This window comes from Arsenicibacter sp. R0_47 (assembly GCF_057652235.1).
Genome location: NZ_JBYFCJ010000005.1, coordinates 208,818 through 228,948 on the forward strand (window position 1 = coordinate 208,818; position 20,131 = coordinate 228,948).

The 20,131-nt window shown below is 50.5% G+C and carries 19 protein-coding genes; 5 read left to right on the forward strand and 14 right to left on the reverse strand.

Going from position 1 to position 20,131, the window contains the following annotated elements; genetic code table 11:
• Positions 1 to 34 precede the first annotated feature (34 nt).
• From AC23NW_RS12380 to AC23NW_RS12405, 6 genes are all read right to left on the reverse strand, one after another.
• Positions 35 to 940 (reverse strand): LysR family transcriptional regulator, encoded by a 906-nt coding sequence (locus tag AC23NW_RS12380; protein WP_487449848.1) that lies wholly within the window; start codon positions 938 to 940, stop codon positions 35 to 37.
• Between the two features lie 91 nt (positions 941 to 1,031).
• The gene (gene dnaK / locus AC23NW_RS12385) at positions 1,032 to 2,945 is read right to left on the reverse strand and encodes a molecular chaperone DnaK (RefSeq protein WP_293839033.1); all 1,914 of its coding nucleotides are present in this window, start codon (positions 2,943 to 2,945) and stop codon (positions 1,032 to 1,034) included.
• Positions 2,946 to 3,119: 174 nt separating this feature from the next.
• Entirely contained in the window at positions 3,120 to 3,527 is a 408-nt protein-coding gene (locus AC23NW_RS12390) for a hypothetical protein (RefSeq protein WP_487449849.1), read from the reverse strand.
• Between the two features lie 19 nt (positions 3,528 to 3,546).
• Complete coding sequence (locus AC23NW_RS12395) at positions 3,547 to 3,942, reverse strand: hypothetical protein (protein ID WP_487449851.1); 396 nt, start codon at positions 3,940 to 3,942, stop codon at positions 3,547 to 3,549.
• 55 nt (positions 3,943 to 3,997) lie between these two features.
• Positions 3,998 to 4,570, reverse strand: coding sequence for a Crp/Fnr family transcriptional regulator (locus tag AC23NW_RS12400; protein ID WP_487449852.1), 573 nt, complete (start codon positions 4,568 to 4,570; stop codon positions 3,998 to 4,000).
• A 73-nt stretch (positions 4,571 to 4,643) separates the two neighbouring features.
• Positions 4,644 to 5,225 (reverse strand): hypothetical protein, encoded by a 582-nt coding sequence (locus tag AC23NW_RS12405; RefSeq protein ID WP_293839041.1) that lies wholly within the window; start codon positions 5,223 to 5,225, stop codon positions 4,644 to 4,646.
• Between the two features lie 123 nt (positions 5,226 to 5,348).
• Here AC23NW_RS12405 and AC23NW_RS12410 point away from each other — a divergent pair, with 123 nt between their 5' ends.
• Positions 5,349 to 5,789, forward strand: coding sequence for a nuclease A inhibitor family protein (locus AC23NW_RS12410; protein WP_487449853.1), 441 nt, complete (start codon positions 5,349 to 5,351; stop codon positions 5,787 to 5,789).
• Between the two features lie 232 nt (positions 5,790 to 6,021).
• Here AC23NW_RS12410 and rplT read toward each other — a convergent pair whose 3' ends face one another.
• The 8 genes from rplT to AC23NW_RS12450 all read right to left on the reverse strand — a co-directional run bounded on the left by rplT (position 6,022) and on the right by AC23NW_RS12450 (position 12,896).
• Positions 6,022 to 6,366: a 50S ribosomal protein L20 gene (gene rplT / locus AC23NW_RS12415; RefSeq protein ID WP_293839047.1), complete on the reverse strand. Its 345-nt coding sequence runs from the start codon at positions 6,364 to 6,366 to the stop codon at positions 6,022 to 6,024.
• 152 nt (positions 6,367 to 6,518) lie between these two features.
• The gene (rpmI, locus tag AC23NW_RS12420) at positions 6,519 to 6,713 is read right to left on the reverse strand and encodes a 50S ribosomal protein L35 (protein WP_071503033.1); all 195 of its coding nucleotides are present in this window, start codon (positions 6,711 to 6,713) and stop codon (positions 6,519 to 6,521) included.
• A gap of 144 nt (positions 6,714 to 6,857) precedes the next feature.
• Positions 6,858 to 7,412 (reverse strand): translation initiation factor IF-3, encoded by a 555-nt coding sequence (infC, locus tag AC23NW_RS12425; protein ID WP_293839052.1) that lies wholly within the window; start codon positions 7,410 to 7,412, stop codon positions 6,858 to 6,860.
• Between the two features lie 168 nt (positions 7,413 to 7,580).
• The gene (gene thrS / locus AC23NW_RS12430) at positions 7,581 to 9,524 is read right to left on the reverse strand and encodes a threonine--tRNA ligase (RefSeq protein WP_293839055.1); all 1,944 of its coding nucleotides are present in this window, start codon (positions 9,522 to 9,524) and stop codon (positions 7,581 to 7,583) included.
• A 62-nt stretch (positions 9,525 to 9,586) separates the two neighbouring features.
• Positions 9,587 to 10,753 (reverse strand): tetratricopeptide repeat protein, encoded by a 1,167-nt coding sequence (locus AC23NW_RS12435; protein WP_293839058.1) that lies wholly within the window; start codon positions 10,751 to 10,753, stop codon positions 9,587 to 9,589.
• A 173-nt stretch (positions 10,754 to 10,926) separates the two neighbouring features.
• Positions 10,927 to 11,817 carry an RsmD family RNA methyltransferase gene (locus tag AC23NW_RS12440; protein ID WP_487449854.1) on the reverse strand — a complete coding sequence of 297 codons (891 nt, stop codon included), beginning with the start codon at positions 11,815 to 11,817 and terminating at the stop codon, positions 10,927 to 10,929.
• Between the two features lie 15 nt (positions 11,818 to 11,832).
• A complete protein-coding gene (locus AC23NW_RS12445; protein WP_293839064.1) occupies positions 11,833 to 12,258 on the reverse strand; it encodes an EVE domain-containing protein in 426 nt (141 codons plus the stop codon).
• Positions 12,259 to 12,317: 59 nt separating this feature from the next.
• Positions 12,318 to 12,896: a DinB family protein gene (locus AC23NW_RS12450; protein ID WP_293839067.1), complete on the reverse strand. Its 579-nt coding sequence runs from the start codon at positions 12,894 to 12,896 to the stop codon at positions 12,318 to 12,320.
• Between the two features lie 228 nt (positions 12,897 to 13,124).
• Here AC23NW_RS12450 and AC23NW_RS12455 point away from each other — a divergent pair, with 228 nt between their 5' ends.
• From AC23NW_RS12455 to AC23NW_RS12470, 4 genes are all read left to right on the forward strand, one after another.
• Positions 13,125 to 14,603, forward strand: a complete 1,479-nt coding sequence (locus tag AC23NW_RS12455) for a DUF6600 domain-containing protein (RefSeq protein ID WP_487449856.1) — start codon at positions 13,125 to 13,127, stop codon at positions 14,601 to 14,603.
• Between the two features lie 221 nt (positions 14,604 to 14,824).
• Positions 14,825 to 15,802, forward strand: coding sequence for a c-type cytochrome (locus tag AC23NW_RS12460; RefSeq protein WP_487449858.1), 978 nt, complete (start codon positions 14,825 to 14,827; stop codon positions 15,800 to 15,802).
• Positions 15,803 to 15,871: 69 nt separating this feature from the next.
• Positions 15,872 to 16,405: a hypothetical protein gene (locus AC23NW_RS12465; RefSeq protein WP_487449859.1), complete on the forward strand. Its 534-nt coding sequence runs from the start codon at positions 15,872 to 15,874 to the stop codon at positions 16,403 to 16,405.
• Between the two features lie 462 nt (positions 16,406 to 16,867).
• On the forward strand, positions 16,868 to 20,113 hold the full coding sequence (locus AC23NW_RS12470; protein ID WP_487449860.1) for a SusC/RagA family TonB-linked outer membrane protein: 3,246 nt from the start codon (positions 16,868 to 16,870) through the stop codon (positions 20,111 to 20,113).
• Positions 20,114 to 20,131: the final 18 nt, after the last annotated feature.

A 20,131-nucleotide genomic window follows, 5' to 3' on the forward strand; every position in this document is an offset into this window, starting at 1 on the left:
CCGGGCGGGAATGCAATCTCGTTTTTGGAATGGGTTATGCCGGTTTGGCATAATAGCGCTTTGTAAACCGGATAAAGTCCTGCAACGCCTGCTGGTTTTCGGTGCCGCGACGCTGAATGAAATGAAATGTTCTGGTGATTTGTAATCCGTTGATATGGAGCTGAATAAGCTCGCCGGATTCAAGCTCTTTCGCTACCGCCTGACGGGGCAGAAAGGCCATGGCGGTGTCTACACGGACAAAGTTTTTCAGGGCCTCCGTGCCGCCCAGCCGTACACGGACCGGTAGCTCCGACAGATCAATACCAGTAGCGGCAAGTGCTTCCTCGACAACGGCCAGCGTGCCCGAGCCGGTTTCGCGCAAGGCAATCGGTGTTTGGCGCAGGTCTGCAATGGTCAGCGTCTGATCTTTCAGCGGACTGGTTGGCGAACAGACGGCAATCACGTCATCCGTCAGAAAGGGAATAGACGTGACGTTGTTTGCTTTGCTGACTGCTTCAACGATACCCAGATCAATTTCATGGTCGAGCAAGGCTTTCAGAATGTTCTCGCTGTTGCGGTTTTTTAGGGTGAGCTGTAGGGACGGATGTTGTTGCAGGTAAGCCGACAACACCCGAGGCAGCACGTAGAGCGAAATGGTCGTACTTGCGCCAAGGATCATACGCAGGGGCGGGGCAAATGCCTCGTTCAGCGCCTGCATGTCCTGAAATAAAGTTTGCTGGAACTGCCGCGCCTCAAGCAGCCGTTCGTACAAAAGTTTACCCGCAGGGGTCAGGTGAATGCTGTTGCCTTTCCGTTCGAACAGGCCGGTTTTGTAAAAGGATTCCAGTGCCTGGATTTGTTTACTGATGGCCGACTGACTGATAAACAGCGTTTGGCTGGCTTTGGTAAAGCTCAGCAGCCGGGCAACCTCAATAAAAACCTCGTGCTTGTACGAAATCATGGCCGTTGTGATGAAGAACTACAAAATAAAAGCCCTTTACTGGTTCAGTAAAGGGCTTCGGTATTTATGAGAGACCACGAGGGTCTTTGAATTACTTCACTTCTTCGTAAGGAACGTCAGACACATTGTCTTCGGTTGCCTGACCCTGAGGGCCTTGTGCGCCGCCGTTAAAATCAGCACCTGGAGCACCTTCTGCGCCACCAGCGTTATAAATATCCTGAGAGGCTGCGTTCCAGGCTTCGGTAATTTTTGTCATGGCCGCGTCGATTGCCGCCGCATCCCGTGAGGCGTGCGCTGATTTCAGCTCGGCCAGGGCGCTTTCAATGTTTGACTTATTGGCTGCCGACAGTTTATCGCCGTAATCTTTCAACTGCTTCTCTGTCTGGAACACCATTGAGTCAGCCTGGTTTACCTTCTCAACTTTTTCGCGTTCCGCTTTGTCAGCCGCTTCGTTGGCTTTCGCTTCTTCACGCATTTTGTTGATTTCGGCGTCAGTCAGACCGCTTGATGCTTCGATCCGGATCTTCTGCTCTTTACCGGTGCCTTTGTCGCGGGCCGTTACATTCAGGATACCGTTGGCATCCACATCGAACGTAACTTCGATTTGTGGAACACCGCGTGGTGCCGGCGGAATGTCTGACAGGATAAACCGGCCTAACTGGCGGTTCTGCGTGGCCATCGGACGCTCGCCCTGCAATACGTGGATTTCCACGCTTGGCTGGTTGTCAGAAGCCGTTGAGAACGTTTCCGATTTTTTAGTCGGAATAGTTGTGTTGGCTTCGATCATTTTCGTGAACACGCCACCCATTGTTTCGATACCCAGCGAAAGCGGGATAACGTCAAGAAGCAGTACGTCTTTCACTTCACCGGTCAATACACCACCCTGGATCGCTGCACCTACGGCAACAGCTTCATCAGGGTTAACGCTTTTCGATGGTTTGCGGCCGAACAGTTTTTCAACTTCTTCCTGTACACGCGGGATACGGGTCGAACCACCGACCAGGATCACTTCGTCGATCTGGCTTGGCGACATACCAGCGTTTTTCAGCGCGCGGCGGCAAGGCTCAAGGCTGCGCTGGATCAGCGAATCAGCCAGTTGCTCAAACTTAGCGCGTGACAGTGAACGGACAAGGTGCTTTGGAATACCGTTTACCGGCATGATGTACGGCAGGTTGATCTCTGTCGATGTTGAGCTCGACAATTCGATCTTGGCTTTTTCCGCAGCTTCTTTCAGACGCTGAAGGGCCATCGGATCCTGACGCAGGTCAATGCCTTCGTCTTTCTTAAACTCGTCGGCCAGCCAGTCGATAATTACCTGGTCGAAGTCATCACCACCCAGGTGTGTATCACCGTCAGTTGATTTTACTTCGAAGACACCGTCGCCCAGTTCAAGGATTGAAATATCAAATGTACCACCGCCTAAGTCGAATACGGCAATTTTGCGATCCTGATCGGTTTTATCCAGACCATAGGCAAGAGCGGCCGCAGTCGGCTCGTTGATAATCCGTTTTACATCCAGACCAGCGATCTGACCGGCTTCTTTAGTTGCCTGACGTTCAGCATCGTTAAAGTAGGCAGGAACCGTAATAACGGCTTCTGTAACAGTCTGGCCGAGATAGTCTTCGGCTGTTTGCTTCATCTTCTGCAGAATCAGCGCCGAGATTTCCTGTGGTGTATATTGACGGTCGCCGATACGTACGCGCGGGGTGTCATTGGCACCACGCTCCACGTCATAGGCAACCGTTTTGATTTCGTTCTGAACTTCAGCGAAACGCTTACCCATGAAGCGCTTAACTGATTGAATAGTGTGCTTAGGGTTGGTGATGGCCTGGCGTTTGGCCGGAGCACCTACTTTACGCTCACCGTTACCGTTGTCCATGAAAGCCACAACTGAAGGCGTGGTGCGGGCTCCTTCGCTGTTCGGAATAACGACAGGCTCGTTACCTTCCATGACGGCTACACATGAGTTTGTAGTACCTAAGTCAATGCCAATAATCTTTCCCATGATGGTTTATTGCTATGTTTATGCTTTGTGTTCTAAATGTCAGTTACACCTATCCTATCAAGCAATATGCCAGCCCGTAATTTTGTTCGGAATCGTGACAGATTGGCAGTGGAATCCGAACGAATGAGACAAGTCGGCGGGTCGCTCTGACAAAGTCAGCCGTACTGTCTGAGTTTATTCCCTGGTTGCTTTTTGTTTAAGGTCGTTGGCTAGATGAAAGAAGGCAAACAGGCCGAAAGCCAGAATAAATATTGTAAACGGAATCCAGAAGTATAGGCTCCATGATGCAACAGGTCTGGTCAAATATTCGGGAAGGTAAACCAGAAATGGTACCCAGAAAGGTAGTATAATGACATAAACAGCATAGTACGGCTGTTGCAGATAGCCTGATAAATAGAGCCATACACCTGACCAGCTAAAACAAAACAGGAGACTGTATAGCACATAGGGGGATGGAGTAAGCGCGCTGAACAGCACTAATCCGAATATCGGATAAAGCATATACTCATTTCCTACGCCACAAAGACTACAGGAAAGAGCAATGATGAACATCAGCGGTTTTAGAAGCTTTTTTCCTGCCATAGTTTTAAGAAATTAATAGTCAATGATTGCGGATCAGTATATAAAAGTAACTGGCTAGTACGAAAATCAGGCACGGCAGCCAGCATAAAAGAGATTCCTTCGAGGCTGACAGAAACGGTATGCGCGCTAAAAGCACCAGTCCGTGCGGGATTGCAGCCGTGATAATGATCTGTATCGTTAACTCGCTTTGCCTGAAACGCGGATAGAGGGCGGCTGCCAGCAAATATCCCCAACAGGCGAGAACCAGCAGTGTAATCAGGTTTGCCAGGGTCGGAATACACAATAGCAGGAGGAGCCACATCAGGAGCGGCATAAAGACAGTCCCGTCACCGATGTGTATAAACGCAAAAGAACCAGCCATAAGCAGCAGCAGGAAACTGCGGAGGGTATTAACCGAAAAGAGTGTTGACCTCATGACTTTTTTTACAAAAGTGCTTGTGAGGCCGGGTAAATTTCTTGATCTGTATCAATTAGGCTTTCGCCTTTTTCGCCCGGATGCGGCTATAGGTCTCCGGTGTCAGGCCGAGGAGTGTGGCAACGTGCTTTCCCGGTAACCGGTTCAGGAGGTCTTTATGGGTATGGAAAAACTGCTCATACCGGTCTTCGGCCGAAAGATGGCGCAGGCTATGGGCGCGTAATTCGCTTTTGACATAATACTGTTCGGTCAGCACGCGGCCAATAGCGTTGAAAGCAGGGAATCTGTCATAGAGGAATTCAAGCTGAGGGCGGGAAATTGACCAGAGCACCGACGCTTCGAGTGTTTCAACAAACTCAAACGAAGGCTGCCGGGTGTAAAAGCTGAGAGGAGAGAGGATAAAATCACCCTCCCGCATGAAGTCTGTAGTGATCTCCTTGTCGTCTTTCAGGTAATAGCGGCGGGTAAGCCCGGTCTCGATAAAAAAGATCCGGTTTGACGTAGTACCGGCCTGTAGAATTACCTCGTGTTTACGGAGCCGGTGTGGTGTCAGGAAGGTACTTAATTCATGGTCGAAGCCATCAGGCATGGGTTTGATGGAGCGGATCAGGTCAAAAAGTGGCTGCATAAGCTGGCTGGAAAATGAAAAGGCAAGCATGTGCTTGCCTTAACAAAAAAAGCCAAAAAAGGGGAAACTGCAATTATTTGCCCCCGAACAGACCTCCCAGTAAGCCGCCAAGGCCTCCCGACTGCTGCGTGCCGCCCGTGTTGCCGCCACCCATCAGGCCGCCGGCCACACGCATGACATCGCTCATATCCAGTTTACCGTCGGCCATAGCGGTAGAGGCCATGCCCATCCAGTCGATGTTGCCGGCATTCTGGTTGCCGGTAGCGGCGCCCATGATGCTGCCAACGTCAATGCTGGAGTCATTCGGGTCTGTTGCTTTGGCAAAGAGTTTGCTCAACACCATCGGGATAACGGCTGCGGCAATGCTTTTGGCCACGGTTTCGGAAACGCCGAGTTTGCCCATCAGGTTGCCGACTACATTGCTGATCATACCATTCACCATTGGGTTTGAGGCCGATAGACCACCGCCCTGACCCATAATTGTGCTCAGCAGCCCGCCGATATTACCGCCCTGAGCCTGCTGCTGCAAGCCGTTGGTGATACCACTTAATACGGTTTCGATAGCCGCTTCATTTTGCTGGTTCGGGATAGCAGGGTTGTTAACGATGGCGTCACCAGATGATTCGCGGACGAGATTCAACAGGGTTTCTAACATGAGTATTACTGTTTTGGGGTAAAGACCGGTATTAACGGGTTTTGAGTACAGGCCTAAAAATAAATGAAAAAAGACACAGCAATCAGCATATCTGTTTATTTTGCTGTAAAGCTTTTCGATCTTATGACGGACAATACCGAAAATAGTAACATATCCGAAGCGGGAAATAACCAATTAGAATCTCAGGTAACGCCACTACTTGAAAACGTCCTGTACCCGAGCGAATCAGACGAAGCCGTTACGTTTGTAACCTGCTATCTGAAGCAGGAGGAACCGTTAACAGTCAGTCAGATTAAGGACTGGCTGATGCTTCCGCCTTCGGTTTATGTGGAAGAAACAACGACAGACTGGTTCTGGGAGCCGGTCACGACAGAGCAGGATTGGTACGGAGAGGAGGAGAAATCCCGTACAGCTGCGTACCGGCAGATTCAGGAGGCACTTGCGCCGTTGACGGGCTGTCAGGTGTTCCGCGTGGGCGATACGGAGGTCGATGTATACCTGCTGGGGCGGCTACCCGACGGGTCCGGCCGTGCCGGCCTGAAAACCCGCGTCATCGAAACATAATCGTAATCGTACGGGCGACCCCACGTGGTCGCCCTTTTGTAATCACGTGGTCGCCCCAAAATTGCGGGTGGTTGCCTGCATTTTAACCCTAATATCAAGCTGTACCACAACAAAAAAGGCGCGCCGAACGGCGTGCCTTTTTTGCATCTGGAGTGACCAGTGTTTGTGTCGGGTGCTCACGTGGACGTAGTGAACTCAATTCAGAGAATCGGGCGCCCACGTGGGGGCGCCCCTACTTTACTTTGTCAACGATGGCTTTGAAAGCCTCGGGATGGTTCATGGCCAGGTCAGCCAGAACCTTGCGGTTCAATTCAATTCCCGATTTGTTGAGGGCACCCATCAGGGCAGAGTATGATAAACCGTTGATGCGGGCACCAGCGTTGATACGCTGAATCCAGAGAGCACGGAAATCCCGTTTCTTGGCACGACGGTCGCGGTATGCGTACTGTAAACCTTTTTCAATAGCGTTTTTCGCTACTGTCCAAACGTTTTTACGCCGGCCGTAATAACCTTTGGCCAGCTTCATGAATTTCTTCCGGCGTGCGCGTGACGCAACATGATTGACGGAACGTGGCATTTTGTAATACTTGTTTTTTGACTGCCGGTGGCAATTTGCTGCACTTAATACCGGCCATCGGGTGAAACATAAAACCAGGAGTCAGACTCCTAATTATTTTGGGTGAGTAAAAACGGCCAATCCTGGCGCTACTCAATCGGACAAACCGACAATTACACTTTCAACAGAGCCTTGATCCGGTCTTCGTTGCTGGTATGTACCAGTGACGTGTGCACCAGATTGCGCTTCCGCTTTGTGCTTTTCTTTGTCAGAATGTGGCTGTGGAAGGCATGCTTCCGCTTGATTTTCCCGGTGCCTGTCAGCTTGAAACGCTTTTTGGCTGCCGAGTTTGTTTTTAATTTAGGCATTAGTTTGAACCGCTAAATGTAAAAAAGTAAACAGGCCGCAAAGATACGGAAAAATAAAGAAAGGGAGAAAGGAAGTTCCCGCGGAATGTTTTAAAAAAACGTCCCGTGAGGCTTCTTTTCTCCCTGAAGTCTGCTTAAGGCAGATTATTTTTTAATCACTTGTTTCGGAGCAACGAAAATACTCATCCGTTTTCCTTCAAGTTTGGCTTCTGCTTCTAATTTTCCGTGCTCTTCCAGACCTTTTGCGAACCGGTCGAGCAGCTGGAATCCGCGTTCTTTGAAAACGATGGCACGGCCAACGAACTGTACGTACGCCTTCACTTTGGCTCCTTCTTTCAGGAAGTTAATGGCGTGCTTCAGTTTGAATTCAAAGTCGTGGTCATCGGTGTTCGGGCCGAAACGAATTTCTTTAATAACAACTTTCTGGGCGTTTGCCTTAATTTCCTTCTGCTTTTTCTTCTGTTCGTACTTGAACTTAGAATAATCAATGATGCGGCAGACAGGAGGGGTTGCGTTAGGCGAAATTTCTACCAGATCAAGGTTTTGTGCCTGGGCCATGGCTTTCGCCTGCTGGAGATTATAAATACCTTGCTCTACGTTTTCTCCGACAACCCGAACTTCACGGGCCTGGATACGATCGTTAATTCGGTAGGGTTCTTCAACCACACGACGTGGTGGCCTGCGCTGGGGTAATGCCATATAAACTGGTTAGTGATACAAATATTTCCCTGATAACGTCAGGTCCCGTGAAAAGTTTCGGGAAAATACTGAATTTGTTGATTCAGCGCAAATTTTATCAAGGATTACAAATCGGGTACCAGTAGCTCATTCACAACGAACAAGCTACCGGAACCACTCTATTATTTACTAAACTTTTACTTCCGCTTTGAAAATAGCGACAAACTCGTCAATGGTCATGGTCCCTAAGTCGCCCTGACCTTTCCGGCGTACAGAAACCTTGCCTTCGGCCTGTTCCTTCTCACCAACGATGAGCATGAACGGTACCTTGGTAACTTCCGCATCCCGGATTTTCCGGCCGATTTTTTCATCGCGGTGATCCACAAAGCCACGGATATCCTGCTCCTGAAGGATAAAGAACAGCTCGTTGGCGTAGTCTTCAAACTTCTCGGAAATCGGCAGAATAACGATCTGTTCCGGCGATAGCCACAGCGGGAAGTTACCGGCCGTATTTTCGATTAGAATCGCGATGAACCGCTCCAGTGAACCAAATGGTGCCCGGTGAATCATTACCGGACGGTGCTTCTGGTTATCGGCACCGGTATACTCCAGCTCAAAACGGTTCGGCAGGTTGTAATCTACCTGAATCGTTCCCAGCTGCCACTTCCGGCCCAGGGCGTCGCGTACCATAAAGTCCAGTTTCGGGCCGTAGAAGGCGGCTTCGCCAAGTTCGGTCACCGTATTCAGGCCTTTTTCGGCAGCGGCTTCGATGATGGCCGATTCGGCTTTTTCCCACAGATCGTCGGAGCCGATGTATTTGCCAGGCTCGTTCGGGTCGCGGAGCGAAATCTGCGCGCTGAAATCGTCAAAGCCCAGTGACCGGAATACATACAGTACCAGATCAATTACCTTGATAAATTCTTCCTTCACCTGATCCGGGCGGCAGAAGATATGGGCATCATCCTGCGTAAAGCCCCGGACCCGCGTCAGGCCGTGCAGCTCACCCGATTGCTCGTAGCGGTAAACGGTTCCGAACTCTGCCAGCCGCAGCGGCAGGTCGCGGTAGGACCGTGGCTTCGACTTGTAAATTTCGCAGTGGTGCGGGCAGTTCATTGGCTTCAGCATGAACTCTTCGCCTTCTTCCGGCGTATGAATCGGCTGGAACGAGTCCTTCCCGTATTTATCCCAGTGGCCTGACGTTACATACAGCTGCTTACCGCCGATGTGCGGCGTGACAACCGGTGAGTAACCGGCCCGTACCTGCGCCCGGCGCAGGAAGTTCTCCAGCCGTTCGCGCAGCAGGGCCCCTTTCGGCAGCCACAGCGGCAACCCCTGACCAACCTTTTCCGAGAACGTAAAGATTTCCAGTTCTTTACCCAGTTTGCGGTGATCGCGTTTCTTTGCTTCTTCGAGGCGGTGCAGGTACTCATCCAGTTCCTTTTGTTTCGGGAACGTGATGGCATATACCCGCGTCAGCATCTTATTCTTTTCATCTCCTCGCCAGTACGCACCGGCTACGTTCATGATTTTCGACGCCTTGATGAAACCGGTATTCGGTATGTGCGGTCCGCGGCACAGGTCGGTAAAATTGCCCTGGGTGTAGAACGTGATGTTGCCGTCCTGCAGGTCCTGCAACAGCTCTACTTTATACGGATCGCCTTTTTCTTCAAAATAAGCAATGGCTTCGTCTTTCGGCACTGCTTTCCGGACATAGGCATTTTTCTGACGGGCCAGTTCCAGCATTTTGTCTTCAACCTTTTTGAAGTCTTCCTGCGAAAAGTGCTGACCATTCAGGTCGATGTCGTAATAAAAGCCGTTTTCGATCGGCGGACCGATGGCGAATTTTACGTTCGGATAGAGCGATTCGAGTGCTTCGGCCAGTAAGTGGGCCGATGAGTGCCAGAACGTAGACTTACCTTCGGGGTCATTCCACGTCAACAATTGCACCGTAGCATCGGCATCGATCGGAAGCGTTGCATCCTGAACAATTCCATTAACCTTGGCGGCCAGCACATTGCGGGCAAGGCCTTCGCTGATACTGGTGGCAATGTCGAGGCTGGTACTTCCTTTTGGGTATTCCCGCACGCTTCCGTCGGGGAGCGTCACACGGATCATTACGTCCTGTGCAGTCATAGTTATAAATAGTTAATCATTCATACCGTGGCATCGGCCGGCAAAGGCCGGTACCACCATACTTAATTTTGTCCGATTGGTTTAACGGTTCGGTTTATGGAGTCACTACGGCTTTGCATCCGGGTTCGCGACGGCAGTGCCTGAATGCGTAAGCGCGCCGTGTCGGCCGGATTCACGGCCGGTGTATTGGTCTCAGAACCGCCCGTTGTCTGCTGGTTATTGTAGTAATACCCCATCTGACGGCGCTGCACCCGGTACAATCCGGCAGTGGCGAGCTGATCGCCCGGATCAAGCTGGCTGGCTTTTGTGTACGAAGCAATGGCTTCGTCTAACTGACCAACCTGTTCCTGGCACTGGCCGATGTATGTATCGATCCGCGGGTAATCCGGTTTATACTGCTGTACTTTCTGAAAATTGGCCAGCGCCGGAAAGAAACTTTTCCACTTCTGATAAATCAGACCCGATTGAAAATGGGCCTGATAATAGTTGGTCTGTAGTTTTACCGTCTGCCGGTAACAACCCAGTGCGTCTTCCAGTTTGCCGCCGCTCTGCAGCGTAAGGCCACGGGTAAACCAGAGGTCTGCATTGTCCGGAAAGTAGGCTGAAGCCTTTTCGTTATAGGCCAGTGCCTGGTCAATATTCCCCAGTGCCCGGTAAATGTTCGACAATTGGTTATACGTGGCCAGATAACGTGGCTTCAGGCTCAGCGAATGATCATAGAGAGTGATCGCTTTGCCGGTATCGCCCTGATAAGCCGTAATGATGCCTTCAAAAAAGTAGGCTTCTCCGTCGTATGGAGCCATTTGCAGGGCGCGGGCAATGTGCAGCCGTGCTTTGCCGAACTGCTTCTGCTGCTGGTACAGGTCTCCCAGGATCGTATACAGTTCAGGCGTGTCAACACCCAGAATCTCGGCCCGCTGCGCATTTTCCAGCGCTTTCGGGATTTGTTTCATCAGGCGGTACACCTGCGCACGGATCAGGTAAAAGCTACCAACGTTTGCATTACGGCTGATTGCTTCATCAATGTCATCGAGGGCTTCCTGCTTTTTCTCCATAGAAAGATACAGGGCAGCTCGTTTGGCGTAAGCGTAGGGGGAAGACGATTGATTAATGGCCCGGGTCAACGCACGTAGGGTAGCTTCGCTGCGACTGCTGTCTGCCTGATCGGGCAGGGGTGGAATACGCGCCTGACGGCGTTCGTTATCGCCACAGGCAGCCAGTGTCAGCACTATCCCAAGTAATACTATGTATTTAAAAGCGTCCCCAAGGCACATCCGGTTTAATTGACAAAAGGAAAAACAAGACAGGATTACAGGGTTAACAGGATGTTTAGTGCCAGATACTGTCCTGTAATCGTGTCCGGTAATAAACGTGTTATTCACCTGCCGCAAAGATAAGGCTTTTATATGGAAGAAAACCGATAAAAGACACCAAGTGGCAGGCGTTTCTTGTGCGAATCGTTCAGAAACAGCTCGCCCCATTCGGCTTTGGCCTGATTACCAAAGTGCTGCTGAATCAGGTTGTCGAGGATAAGTGCCGAAAAACCAAGCGAATACAGATTGATAATAAAAAAGAAATTTGTTTTATCGAGCAATTCTGCACACAATTGCAACAGGGTATTCAGATGTTCTTCGAGCACCCATTTTTCCCCTTCCGGACCGCGTCCATAGGCCGGCGGGTCAAGAATAATGCCATTGTAGGTATTTCCGCGGCGGGCTTCACGACGGGCAAACTTCAGCGCATCTTCCACAATCCAGCGGATGTTTTCGAGCTTGCTGTTTTCCATATTCTCCCGCGACCAGCTGATCACCTGTTTAACCGCATCTACGTGTGTCACGTCGGCACCGGCCTGGCGGGCGGCCAGAGAGGCAGCACCGGTATAGGCAAAGAGGTTGAGCACCTTCGGACGTTCCACGCCCTGTTGGCGCAGCGCCTGAATCCGGTCATGAATAAAAGTCCAGTTAGTGGCCTGTTCCGGAAAAATGCCGACATGTTTAAACGTCGTCAGGGCCAGTTTAAAGCGCAAATCAAGGCCCTGCTGGTTGAAATTAATCATCCACGGGACCTGCATGCCCGGACTGATCGTCCAGTCGCCGCGCTCGGGCGACTGTTTATCGCGGCGGAAAGAGGCATCAGCCAGGCGTTTCCATTCCTGTTCCGGCAGGGTTTTATCCCAGATCGCCTGTGGTTCGGGGCGGGCAAGGATGTAGCGGCCGAAGCGTTCCAGTTTTTCAAAATTTCCGCTGTCCAATAGTTCGTAATCCGGCCACGGAGCGGGTGTTAACAGTTGCATAGGCTAGTAATGAGGTTAGTGAAGACCCATGGCCAGGATCAGTTCAAATTCGTCAGGTTTTACCGGCATCACCGATAGGCGCGACTGGCGGATAAGGGAAATATGCTGTAGCAGTGGTTCGGCCTTGATCTGTGCCAGTGAAACAGGGCGGGCAAAGGCAATTTCCGGAATGAGTTCAACGACTACCCAGGGCGTGGGCTTGCCATTGGCTGCCGGCGGATCGGTCGGATCGGGGTATGCTTCCCGGTCAACGATGGCCAGGCCGACAACGGCTGTGCCGCTAACGCTGTGATAAAATAAAACCTGATCACCTTTTTTCATGGCGTTCAGGTTGTTGCGTGCCTGATAGTTCCGGACGCCGTCCCAGATTGCGCGTCCTTCCTTAACAAACCGATCCCATGAATAGGCGTCGGGTTCTGATTTAACTAACCAGTAGTTCAATGTAACGTGAAGTGAGTTAACAAAACGGGGCGCGGGTTGGCCGGCGCCCCGGTATTGAATCAATAATAATCGTCGTTGTCGTAGGTGTCGCCGTAGCCGCTGCCGTATTCATCGTCGCTGTATTTGCTCGACATACCGGCGCTTTTAAAGGCCAGTGCTTTCCGCAGAATGGCAATCTGTCCTGTATGATACACATCGTGGTTAATCATGCCGTGCAGCAGGTCATAATACGTATACGGGCGGCCGGGGACAATGTCTTCGAGGAACTCGTCGTCGTCGCGCTTATCAAGTTCGTTCACGAGTTCTTCTTGGCTCAGACTCAGTTCCATCTGCAGCGCTTCCCACTCGAAATCGTCAATTTTATCCGGAAACGAACCAAAGTTTTTCTCCGGCGTCAGAATATCAAATGTCGGATCGCCCTGCATTTTCTTGACGGTGAAAATACGCCAGCTCGTCATGTGGAAAACCAGTTCGGCAATCGAATGGGTATTCGGGGTAATCCGGAGACCGGCCATATCGGGCGTTACGTCCCGCAGGACTTCAACTACCGAAGGCCCGTGCCAGGTTTCTTCACTTTCGTATGTTGTATTTAAAAGATCAATGATCCGTATAAGTTCGTCGTTTTGCGCAGTTTCCATGAAATAAAGAGGTTGCATATGGGACGGTATAACATCCCGCAGTCAAATAATGTGCAAAGTTAAGGCAATAATTTATGGTTTGTTTATCAGAACTTGTACAGAATTAGCCCGTGGTACTGAATTCTGACCGGTCGCGCGGATTTATGTTCAAAAAAAGTTAGTATTCGTTAAACCTTTGATTGTGTGTACCGTCTAACCATCAGTATTTGATTCTGAACACATAAAGCCATGAATACCCAACGGAGTGCCCGTGTTATTTTCCGGATATTACTAAGTGTACTAGGCCTGTCCGTTGCCTCCGGTGCAATGGCGCAGTCTGGTTATGATCCGCTCTATGGCGGTCAGCCCCAAACCGGCTATGGCTATGATCAGCCCGGTTACGATACCGGCTATGATCAATACGGCGATTATACCGTTGACCGGCCGGTTGACAGCTTTTACGATGAACTGAGTCCTTACGGACAATGGGTGAATACGCCTGAATATGGCCGTGTCTGGATGCCGCGCGTTGAGCAGGGATTCCAGCCATATGCTACCAACGGGCACTGGGTTATGACAGAGTACGGCAATACCTGGGTCTCGGACTATGCCTGGGGCTGGGCTCCGTTTCACTACGGCCGCTGGTACTTTGATGCTTACCGGGGTTGGGTCTGGGTGCCTGGCCGCGAATGGGCACCGGCCTGGGTTGCCTGGCGGTCGGGTGGCGGCTATTATGGCTGGGCTCCGTTAGCGCCTGGCATCAATATCAGCCTGAACGTAAATATCCCGTACAATTACTGGGTGTTTGTGCCGCAGATGTACATCACCAGCCCGCGGGTATACAGTTATTGTCTGCCACGGAATAACTACGGCGGGTTCTTTAATAATACAGTGATTATCAATAATTATCACCGGTACAATAACCGGACGTATTATTACGGACCCAACCGCCGCGATATTGAATATGTGACCCGCCGGAATCTGCCGGTTTATCGCAGCAACGAAGTGTATCGTTCGGGAGGGTATTCCCGTAACAATAACAGCTGGTACGAACGTCGTGGCGGTGGTAGTTACAGCGCCAATAATGGCTGGCGTAATGGCCCCGATCGTGGACAGTCAAACCGGACCGGTTCGTATCCGGGCCCTTCACGGGACATGAATGATGGTACACGTAACTACCCAGGCAACGGCAATAATGGCCGCTACCAAAGTCCGAACGCACCGGCAAACGGCGGTTATGATAATAACCGTGGCCGCTACCAGGCACCAAATGCCCCGTCGAACGGTGGTTACGATAATAACCGCGACCGCGGCCAAAGCCCGGGCGCACCGGCCGGCGGTGGTTTCGATAACAACCGTGACCGCAGCCAGCGTCCTGATTACCAGTCACAGAACAACGCACCGGCCACCATGCCGGAGCGCCGCGGCGAGTCGGGCTGGGGCCGGAACGATAACGGAGGCTTCCGCGGTCGCCCGTCCGATGCCGGATCAACGAATGCCGGCGGTTACGGTGGCGATGCCCCGCGCGGTGGCCAGCCATCACGCCGGTATGAAGCCCCGGGCCAGCCAACCATGCCGCAGGCAGGGGGCGGGGTGCAGGGCGGCGGCCGTCAGGAATCCGGTGGCGGACAGTACCAGCAGCGCGGCGGTGGTCAGGAGCAACGCTCCACCCCAACGCCTGATTTAGGCGGCGGTCAGGGCGGAAACGGCCGTCGAGGACCAAGATAGTTTTCATGAGAGAGTAGCGTTACCGAAAAGCCGGACGGGATTACCTGTCCGGCTTTTTTTGTATCTGTCTGGCAGGATTCAAGGCACACTTCATGGACAAATTGTGTCTATTCGTCGGGTCTGATTGCTGTTTCCGCCGGAAAATTGCTGGTTTCAGAGGGTTTCAGGCAGAGTTTTGTGGAGTTGTCCGGTAAGCGGATAATACTAAAACAACAATACGCATGAAAAAAGTACTGAAAATCATTGGTCTTGGATTGGGCGGTTTAACACTTATCGGGGCCGGTTTCTGTACGTATCTGTCGCTGTCGCCGATGCGTACGTATGAACCTCCGGTAACACCCCGGATCAATGTCGCTGTCACGGAATCGCGGGTGGCGCGCGGTGAAAAAATTGCGCATCTCCAGTGTATTGCCTGCCATGCAGATGAAAATAACCGGCTGACCGGTAAAAAACTGAATGACATCCCGTCTGTTTTCGGCAAGGTGTTTTCCCGTAACATCACACAGGATAAAGCGGCTGGTATCGGCAACTGGACGGACGGAGACATCATTTATTTTTTGCGGACGGGAATCCGCAGGAACGGACAGGTAGCCTTTATGCCAACCTATGCCCACATGGCCGAGGAGGACATTTATTCGGTAGTGGCCTGGCTGCGGTCGGATCGCTTTCCTGTGCAGCCTGCCACCAACGAAGCACCGCCGGCTGAATATAGTCTGATTGCTAAACTATTGCCCTGGACGGTTATGAAGCCGGGTAAATATCCTGAACAACTGATTCCAATGCCCGACAGTACTGATCAGATCCAGACCGGAAAATACCTGGCGACAGCCGTAGCGGATTGCTTTGGCTGTCATTCGGCGGACTACCTTGACCTGGATGGTGAGTATCCGGAGCGGACAAAGGGCTATTTCGGCGGTGGCAGTGAATTCAAAGATCTGGACGGCAAACCGGTTTTCTCGGCAAACCTGACATTCGACGAAAAGACCGGTATTGGTAAAAAATACACCAGAGAGCAATTCATTAAGGCCGTTAAGACAGGTGTCAGACCGGATGGAAGCATAATCAGCTACCCGATGGAACCGCGTCCGGTCCTGACAGATGCCGAGGCCGGAGCGATTTATGACTATCTGAAGACCATACCAAAACTGAAAAATAACATTGCGCAGAAAAATACGGAAGCGCAGTTGGCATCTAGGTAAGCATCAATAGCTCATTGTACTAATTTTTAATCATAAACAACAAATAAGGGGTTTGTCCCCACATCTATTATGAAGCGTATACTCTTTTCACTAATTGCCGTGGCCATGCTGTGTCTGAACTGTCAGACGAAAGATGCTATAATTCCCGGTGGAAGACCAGATCCGCAGGCAACCGGGAAATGGATGTATGGATCCTTTGCTATGAGCCAGTTCTGGTCGTATGACGGGGCCTATCAGGGAAATCCCTTTGAATTGGCGGTCGTGTTTGATTTTAAAGAAAACGGTACCTATGAAAAGTATTTTGTAGCATCAACCCGCGATTACACCAATTGCCGGACAGAGGCTTTCACGTACGAAAAAGGGAGCGTAGACTTCGATCAGGCCAACGGTTCGTTTACGACAACGCCCACTGAGGGCAAATACCGTGGGTTTTACTCCTGTATTCCCGGTAAAAATGTGAACCGACCCATGGAACGTTCTGAATTGAAGGCACAGACGTATTATTATACCATCCAGAAAGGGAGCAACGGAAAACAGAACCTTGTGGTACGTTTTAATAAGGCCGACACGAACGTAAGTACGTTTTTGCCGACTTCCTGGTAGTTGTCAGGTTGTTTTCTTCAGGGCCTGGTGCTGCTACTGAGCGGCATCGGGCTTATAGTTTTATCGCCTTGACCTATGTTTTGCTCTAATATGACTTCGTATCCGAATTTCGATATGGTGCTAAGTTGTTGTAGTTGTTAGTATATGCTGAAAGTGATTTTATTTATTAGTATGTGTATTGTTAAAAATCAAATAAGTAAAATAATATTTTATTTATTTGGTAGTAAGCCATATATTATAAAATATGATAGCTGTCATGTATTAAAAAAAAAGAAGAATTTTTAATGTTAATAGTTTCTTTTTTTAATATGGTTTTAATGAGTTGCTATCTAATACAAAATTCTGCTTATGCTTTAATTTGTAGAATTTATGATTGTTAAAAACGGGTTAATACGAATTTGTTGAATGTTTCTGAGCGGCTAAATTTGTCGGAAACACATTTTCTTAACTAACCAAACAATCATGATGAGATCTTTATTTGTGAGCATGCTGTTAGTATGTTCACTCTTTGCCACGGCATGGGCACAGGAGAGGAAAATTGTCGGCAAAGTTACCAGCTCAGAAGATGGAGCCCCGCTGCCGGGTGTATCTATTTCGCTGAAGGGTAGCAATAGGGGGACCACTACAGATGCTACTGGCGCGTATACGATTTCCATACCGGAGAAAAATGCAGTATTGGTATATAGTTTTGTCGGCTTCGCTCCACAGGAGAAAGCAGTGGGGGCGCAGTCCGAAATTAATATATCGCTTGTGTCAGATTCCCGGTTACTGAACGAAGTGGTCGTAACAGGTAGTGGTGTGGCGACGAGCAAGGCCAATCTGGGTATCGCCGTCGAAAGTATTTCGGCCGCAAAACTGCCGCAGACGCCAACTGCTTCGATTGACCAGGCGCTGATCGGTAAAATCCCGGGCGCCCAGATTTCGTCGGTGAGTGGTAACCCCGGTGACCCGGTCAACATCCTGCTTCGCGGGATTAACTCGGTACAGGGTGGTACCAAACCCCTGATCATGGTAGACGGAGTGCAGGTAGCGGCGACCGACATCAACTCACTTGATTTGAGTAACGTAGACCGGATTGAGGTGGCCCAGGGTGCTGCTTCGGCCTCAATTTACGGGGCGCAGGGTGCTAACGGGGTTATTCAGATCTTTACAAAAAAAGGGAAAAAAGGCCGGACGGCTATCAATTTCTCAACCAGCTATTCAACAAACGAATTCCTGAATACCGGTAATGTACACAAAGCCGATAAACACCCTTACCTGACTGATGCAAACAATAACATCGTCGATGCCAAGGGGAATATCCTGGATTATACGCAGTACGGCGCGATTTCCGGTATTTCTTACCAGTATGGCGGTGCCACACGGTATGCGATTCAGGACATCCGGAATGATGCCAGCAAGGCCTATAATGCCAACCTGAAGTATTATGATCACTTCAAACAGGTGTTCCAGACCGGTCATACGGCAAACAATACGCTGAGTATCTCAGGGGCATCTGATAAGAGCGATTACAACATTTCGGTAGCCAACAACCACACGACTTCGCCAATCCTGACCAAGCAGAACGGGTATGTAGACCGGAGCAACGTGTCGGTTAATCTGGGTACGGAGCTGTTCAAAAACTTTACGATCCGCTCGTCGACGCAGCTGGTGTATACCAAAAACACGCTGAAGCCGGGGCTGGGTGCCGTATTCGGTACCGGTACCGGTAACGTTGGCTCGGTCTACGGCTTCCTGAACACATCACCGTTTTTTGACCTGACGCGTACACTGGCCGACGGAACATATCCGGTTTACCCGACGGCAGACTTCCTCAGCGTTAACGCCGGTAACCCGTTCTATCAGGCTGCGTATACAGATGCCGTTAACAATAAGGTCAACGCGATTCAGAACTTTAATGCCAATTATAAGGTCAACAAGTTTGTTGAGCTGGACGCTAAATACGGTATTGACTACCGTACGGAAACCCTACGGCAGACCTATTTTAACCAGTCTCAGAACGGAAGTTCGGAGTATTACGAGTCGTGGGCGAGTAACTATGCACCGGATAACAAAGGAGAAATCAACAACTTTGTCTATACAAATACGTTCCAGAACTTCCTGGGAACGGCCTACATCCGGACAAACTTCAAGGACGATTTCAACATTGACCTGCCGATTCAGACCAGTACGCAGATCACGTTTGATTACCGTAAAAACAAGTCGTCGGAATACGATACGTATGGTATCGGCCTGAGTACTGCGCCGCCATACAACATTGCCTCAACAAGTTCACAGGCTGTTGCCTATGACGTAGTGACGCCGTTTATTACGTATGGTTATCTGGTGAACCAGAAGGTTGACTTTGGTGATTACGGTGGGTTAACAGCCGGCTTCCGGAGTGACTGGTCATCGGCCTTTGGCGGTGGTGCGACGCCGTTTACATTCCCGCACTTTGATGCACACGTAAACCCGCTGTCGTTCCTGAAAGATAACCCGATCGGCAACTCGGTTCCTTATTTCAAGTTACGGGCAGCCTATGGTGAAGCAGGTATCCAGCCAGGCGCTTTTGACCGCTATCCGGTATTAAGCCAGCAAAACCTGGGTTCGTCATTGGTGTATACGATCCCGACAACGACCAAGAACCCGAACCTCCAGGTAGAGGTATCGAAAGAACTTGAAATCGGTACGGACTTCACGATCAACACAAATACCGGCGGGGCATGGCTGCGGCAGGTGAATGCCAGTCTGACCTACTGGAAACGCAAGAGCGGGAACGTAATTTACACCGTGAGTGTACCACCGTCGCTGGGATCTACCGGTCAGCTGACCAATGCCATCGACATGTCCTCGAACGGGGTGCAGTTCTCGCTGGATCTGCCGGTCTACAACGCACGTGGTCTGAAATGGGATTTCACGGCAAACTTCGGCCATCAGGTATCAAAAATCGACGCAATCTCGGGTGGTGCCGACATTATCCTGACGACCTCGGCGGGTAGCACGGCCCTGGTGCTGACCCCTGGTCAGCCGATCGGGCAGATTTACGGCTATAAGTTGCTGACCAGCCTGGATTATAAAAATCAGGAAGGACAGCGGTACATTGCCGCCGCCGACGAGGGAAAATATACCATGGTAGATGGCCATGTGGTGGATAAGACAACCTACCAGATGCAGTTCACGAATCAGACGTATGCCCTGGGGAACCCGAACCCTAAATTCAATGCATCATTCATTAACGTATTTTCGTACAAAGACTTCGTATCGTTAAACTTCCAGTTCGACTGGGTATATGGCAGCCACCTGTACAATCAGACGAAAGAATGGATGTATCGGGACGGTATCAGCGGCGACTTCACCAAACCGGTAACCATCGACGGAAAAACCGGCGCCTATACAGCCTACTGGTCAAGTGCTTACTACAACCTGTGGGGTAGCTTACGGGGTGCCGGTAACAACGCTACGAAAGATTTCTTCTTCGAAGACGCATCGTTTGTTCGCCTGCGGAACGTGTCACTGGCGTTTGATCTGGCAAAAGTGATTAAAACACCGTACCTGAAAAAAGCACAGCTGGTGTTTACAGGCCGCAACCTGTTGACATTCACGAAATATTCAGGCTATGATCCGGAAATCAGCTCGGGTGCCTCAAACTCGTCATTCGACCGCGGTGTCGACCACAGCACGCTGCCAAACACGAAGTCGTACCAAATCGGCCTGAACATCGGGTTCTAATTTTTAATCCTTCAGACT

Bases quoted from the DNA above. Each gene is read 5' to 3' on its own strand.
- AC23NW_RS12410 (WP_487449853.1), top strand. From the start codon at position 5,349: ATGACGGACAATACCGAAAATAGTAACATATCCGAAGCGGGAAATAAC.
- AC23NW_RS12440 (WP_487449854.1), bottom strand. From the start codon at position 11,817: ATGCAACTGTTAACACCCGCTCCGTGGCCGGATTACGAACTATTGGAC.
- AC23NW_RS12380 (WP_487449848.1), bottom strand. From the start codon at position 940: ATGATTTCGTACAAGCACGAGGTTTTTATTGAGGTTGCCCGGCTGCTG.
- AC23NW_RS12465 (WP_487449859.1), top strand. From the start codon at position 15,872: ATGAAGCGTATACTCTTTTCACTAATTGCCGTGGCCATGCTGTGTCTG.
- infC (WP_293839052.1), bottom strand. From the start codon at position 7,412: ATGGCATTACCCCAGCGCAGGCCACCACGTCGTGTGGTTGAAGAACCC.
- AC23NW_RS12460 (WP_487449858.1), top strand. From the start codon at position 14,825: ATGAAAAAAGTACTGAAAATCATTGGTCTTGGATTGGGCGGTTTAACA.
- AC23NW_RS12455 (WP_487449856.1), top strand. From the start codon at position 13,125: ATGAATACCCAACGGAGTGCCCGTGTTATTTTCCGGATATTACTAAGT.
- AC23NW_RS12405 (WP_293839041.1), bottom strand. From the start codon at position 5,225: ATGTTAGAAACCCTGTTGAATCTCGTCCGCGAATCATCTGGTGACGCC.
- rplT (WP_293839047.1), bottom strand. From the start codon at position 6,366: ATGCCACGTTCCGTCAATCATGTTGCGTCACGCGCACGCCGGAAGAAA.
- dnaK (WP_293839033.1), bottom strand. From the start codon at position 2,945: ATGGGAAAGATTATTGGCATTGACTTAGGTACTACAAACTCATGTGTA.
- AC23NW_RS12470 (WP_487449860.1), top strand. From the start codon at position 16,868: ATGATGAGATCTTTATTTGTGAGCATGCTGTTAGTATGTTCACTCTTT.
- rpmI (WP_071503033.1), bottom strand. From the start codon at position 6,713: ATGCCTAAATTAAAAACAAACTCGGCAGCCAAAAAGCGTTTCAAGCTG.
- thrS (WP_293839055.1), bottom strand. From the start codon at position 9,524: ATGACTGCACAGGACGTAATGATCCGTGTGACGCTCCCCGACGGAAGC.
- AC23NW_RS12395 (WP_487449851.1), bottom strand. From the start codon at position 3,942: ATGAGGTCAACACTCTTTTCGGTTAATACCCTCCGCAGTTTCCTGCTG.
- AC23NW_RS12450 (WP_293839067.1), bottom strand. From the start codon at position 12,896: ATGGAAACTGCGCAAAACGACGAACTTATACGGATCATTGATCTTTTA.
- AC23NW_RS12390 (WP_487449849.1), bottom strand. From the start codon at position 3,527: ATGGCAGGAAAAAAGCTTCTAAAACCGCTGATGTTCATCATTGCTCTT.
- AC23NW_RS12400 (WP_487449852.1), bottom strand. From the start codon at position 4,570: ATGCAGCCACTTTTTGACCTGATCCGCTCCATCAAACCCATGCCTGAT.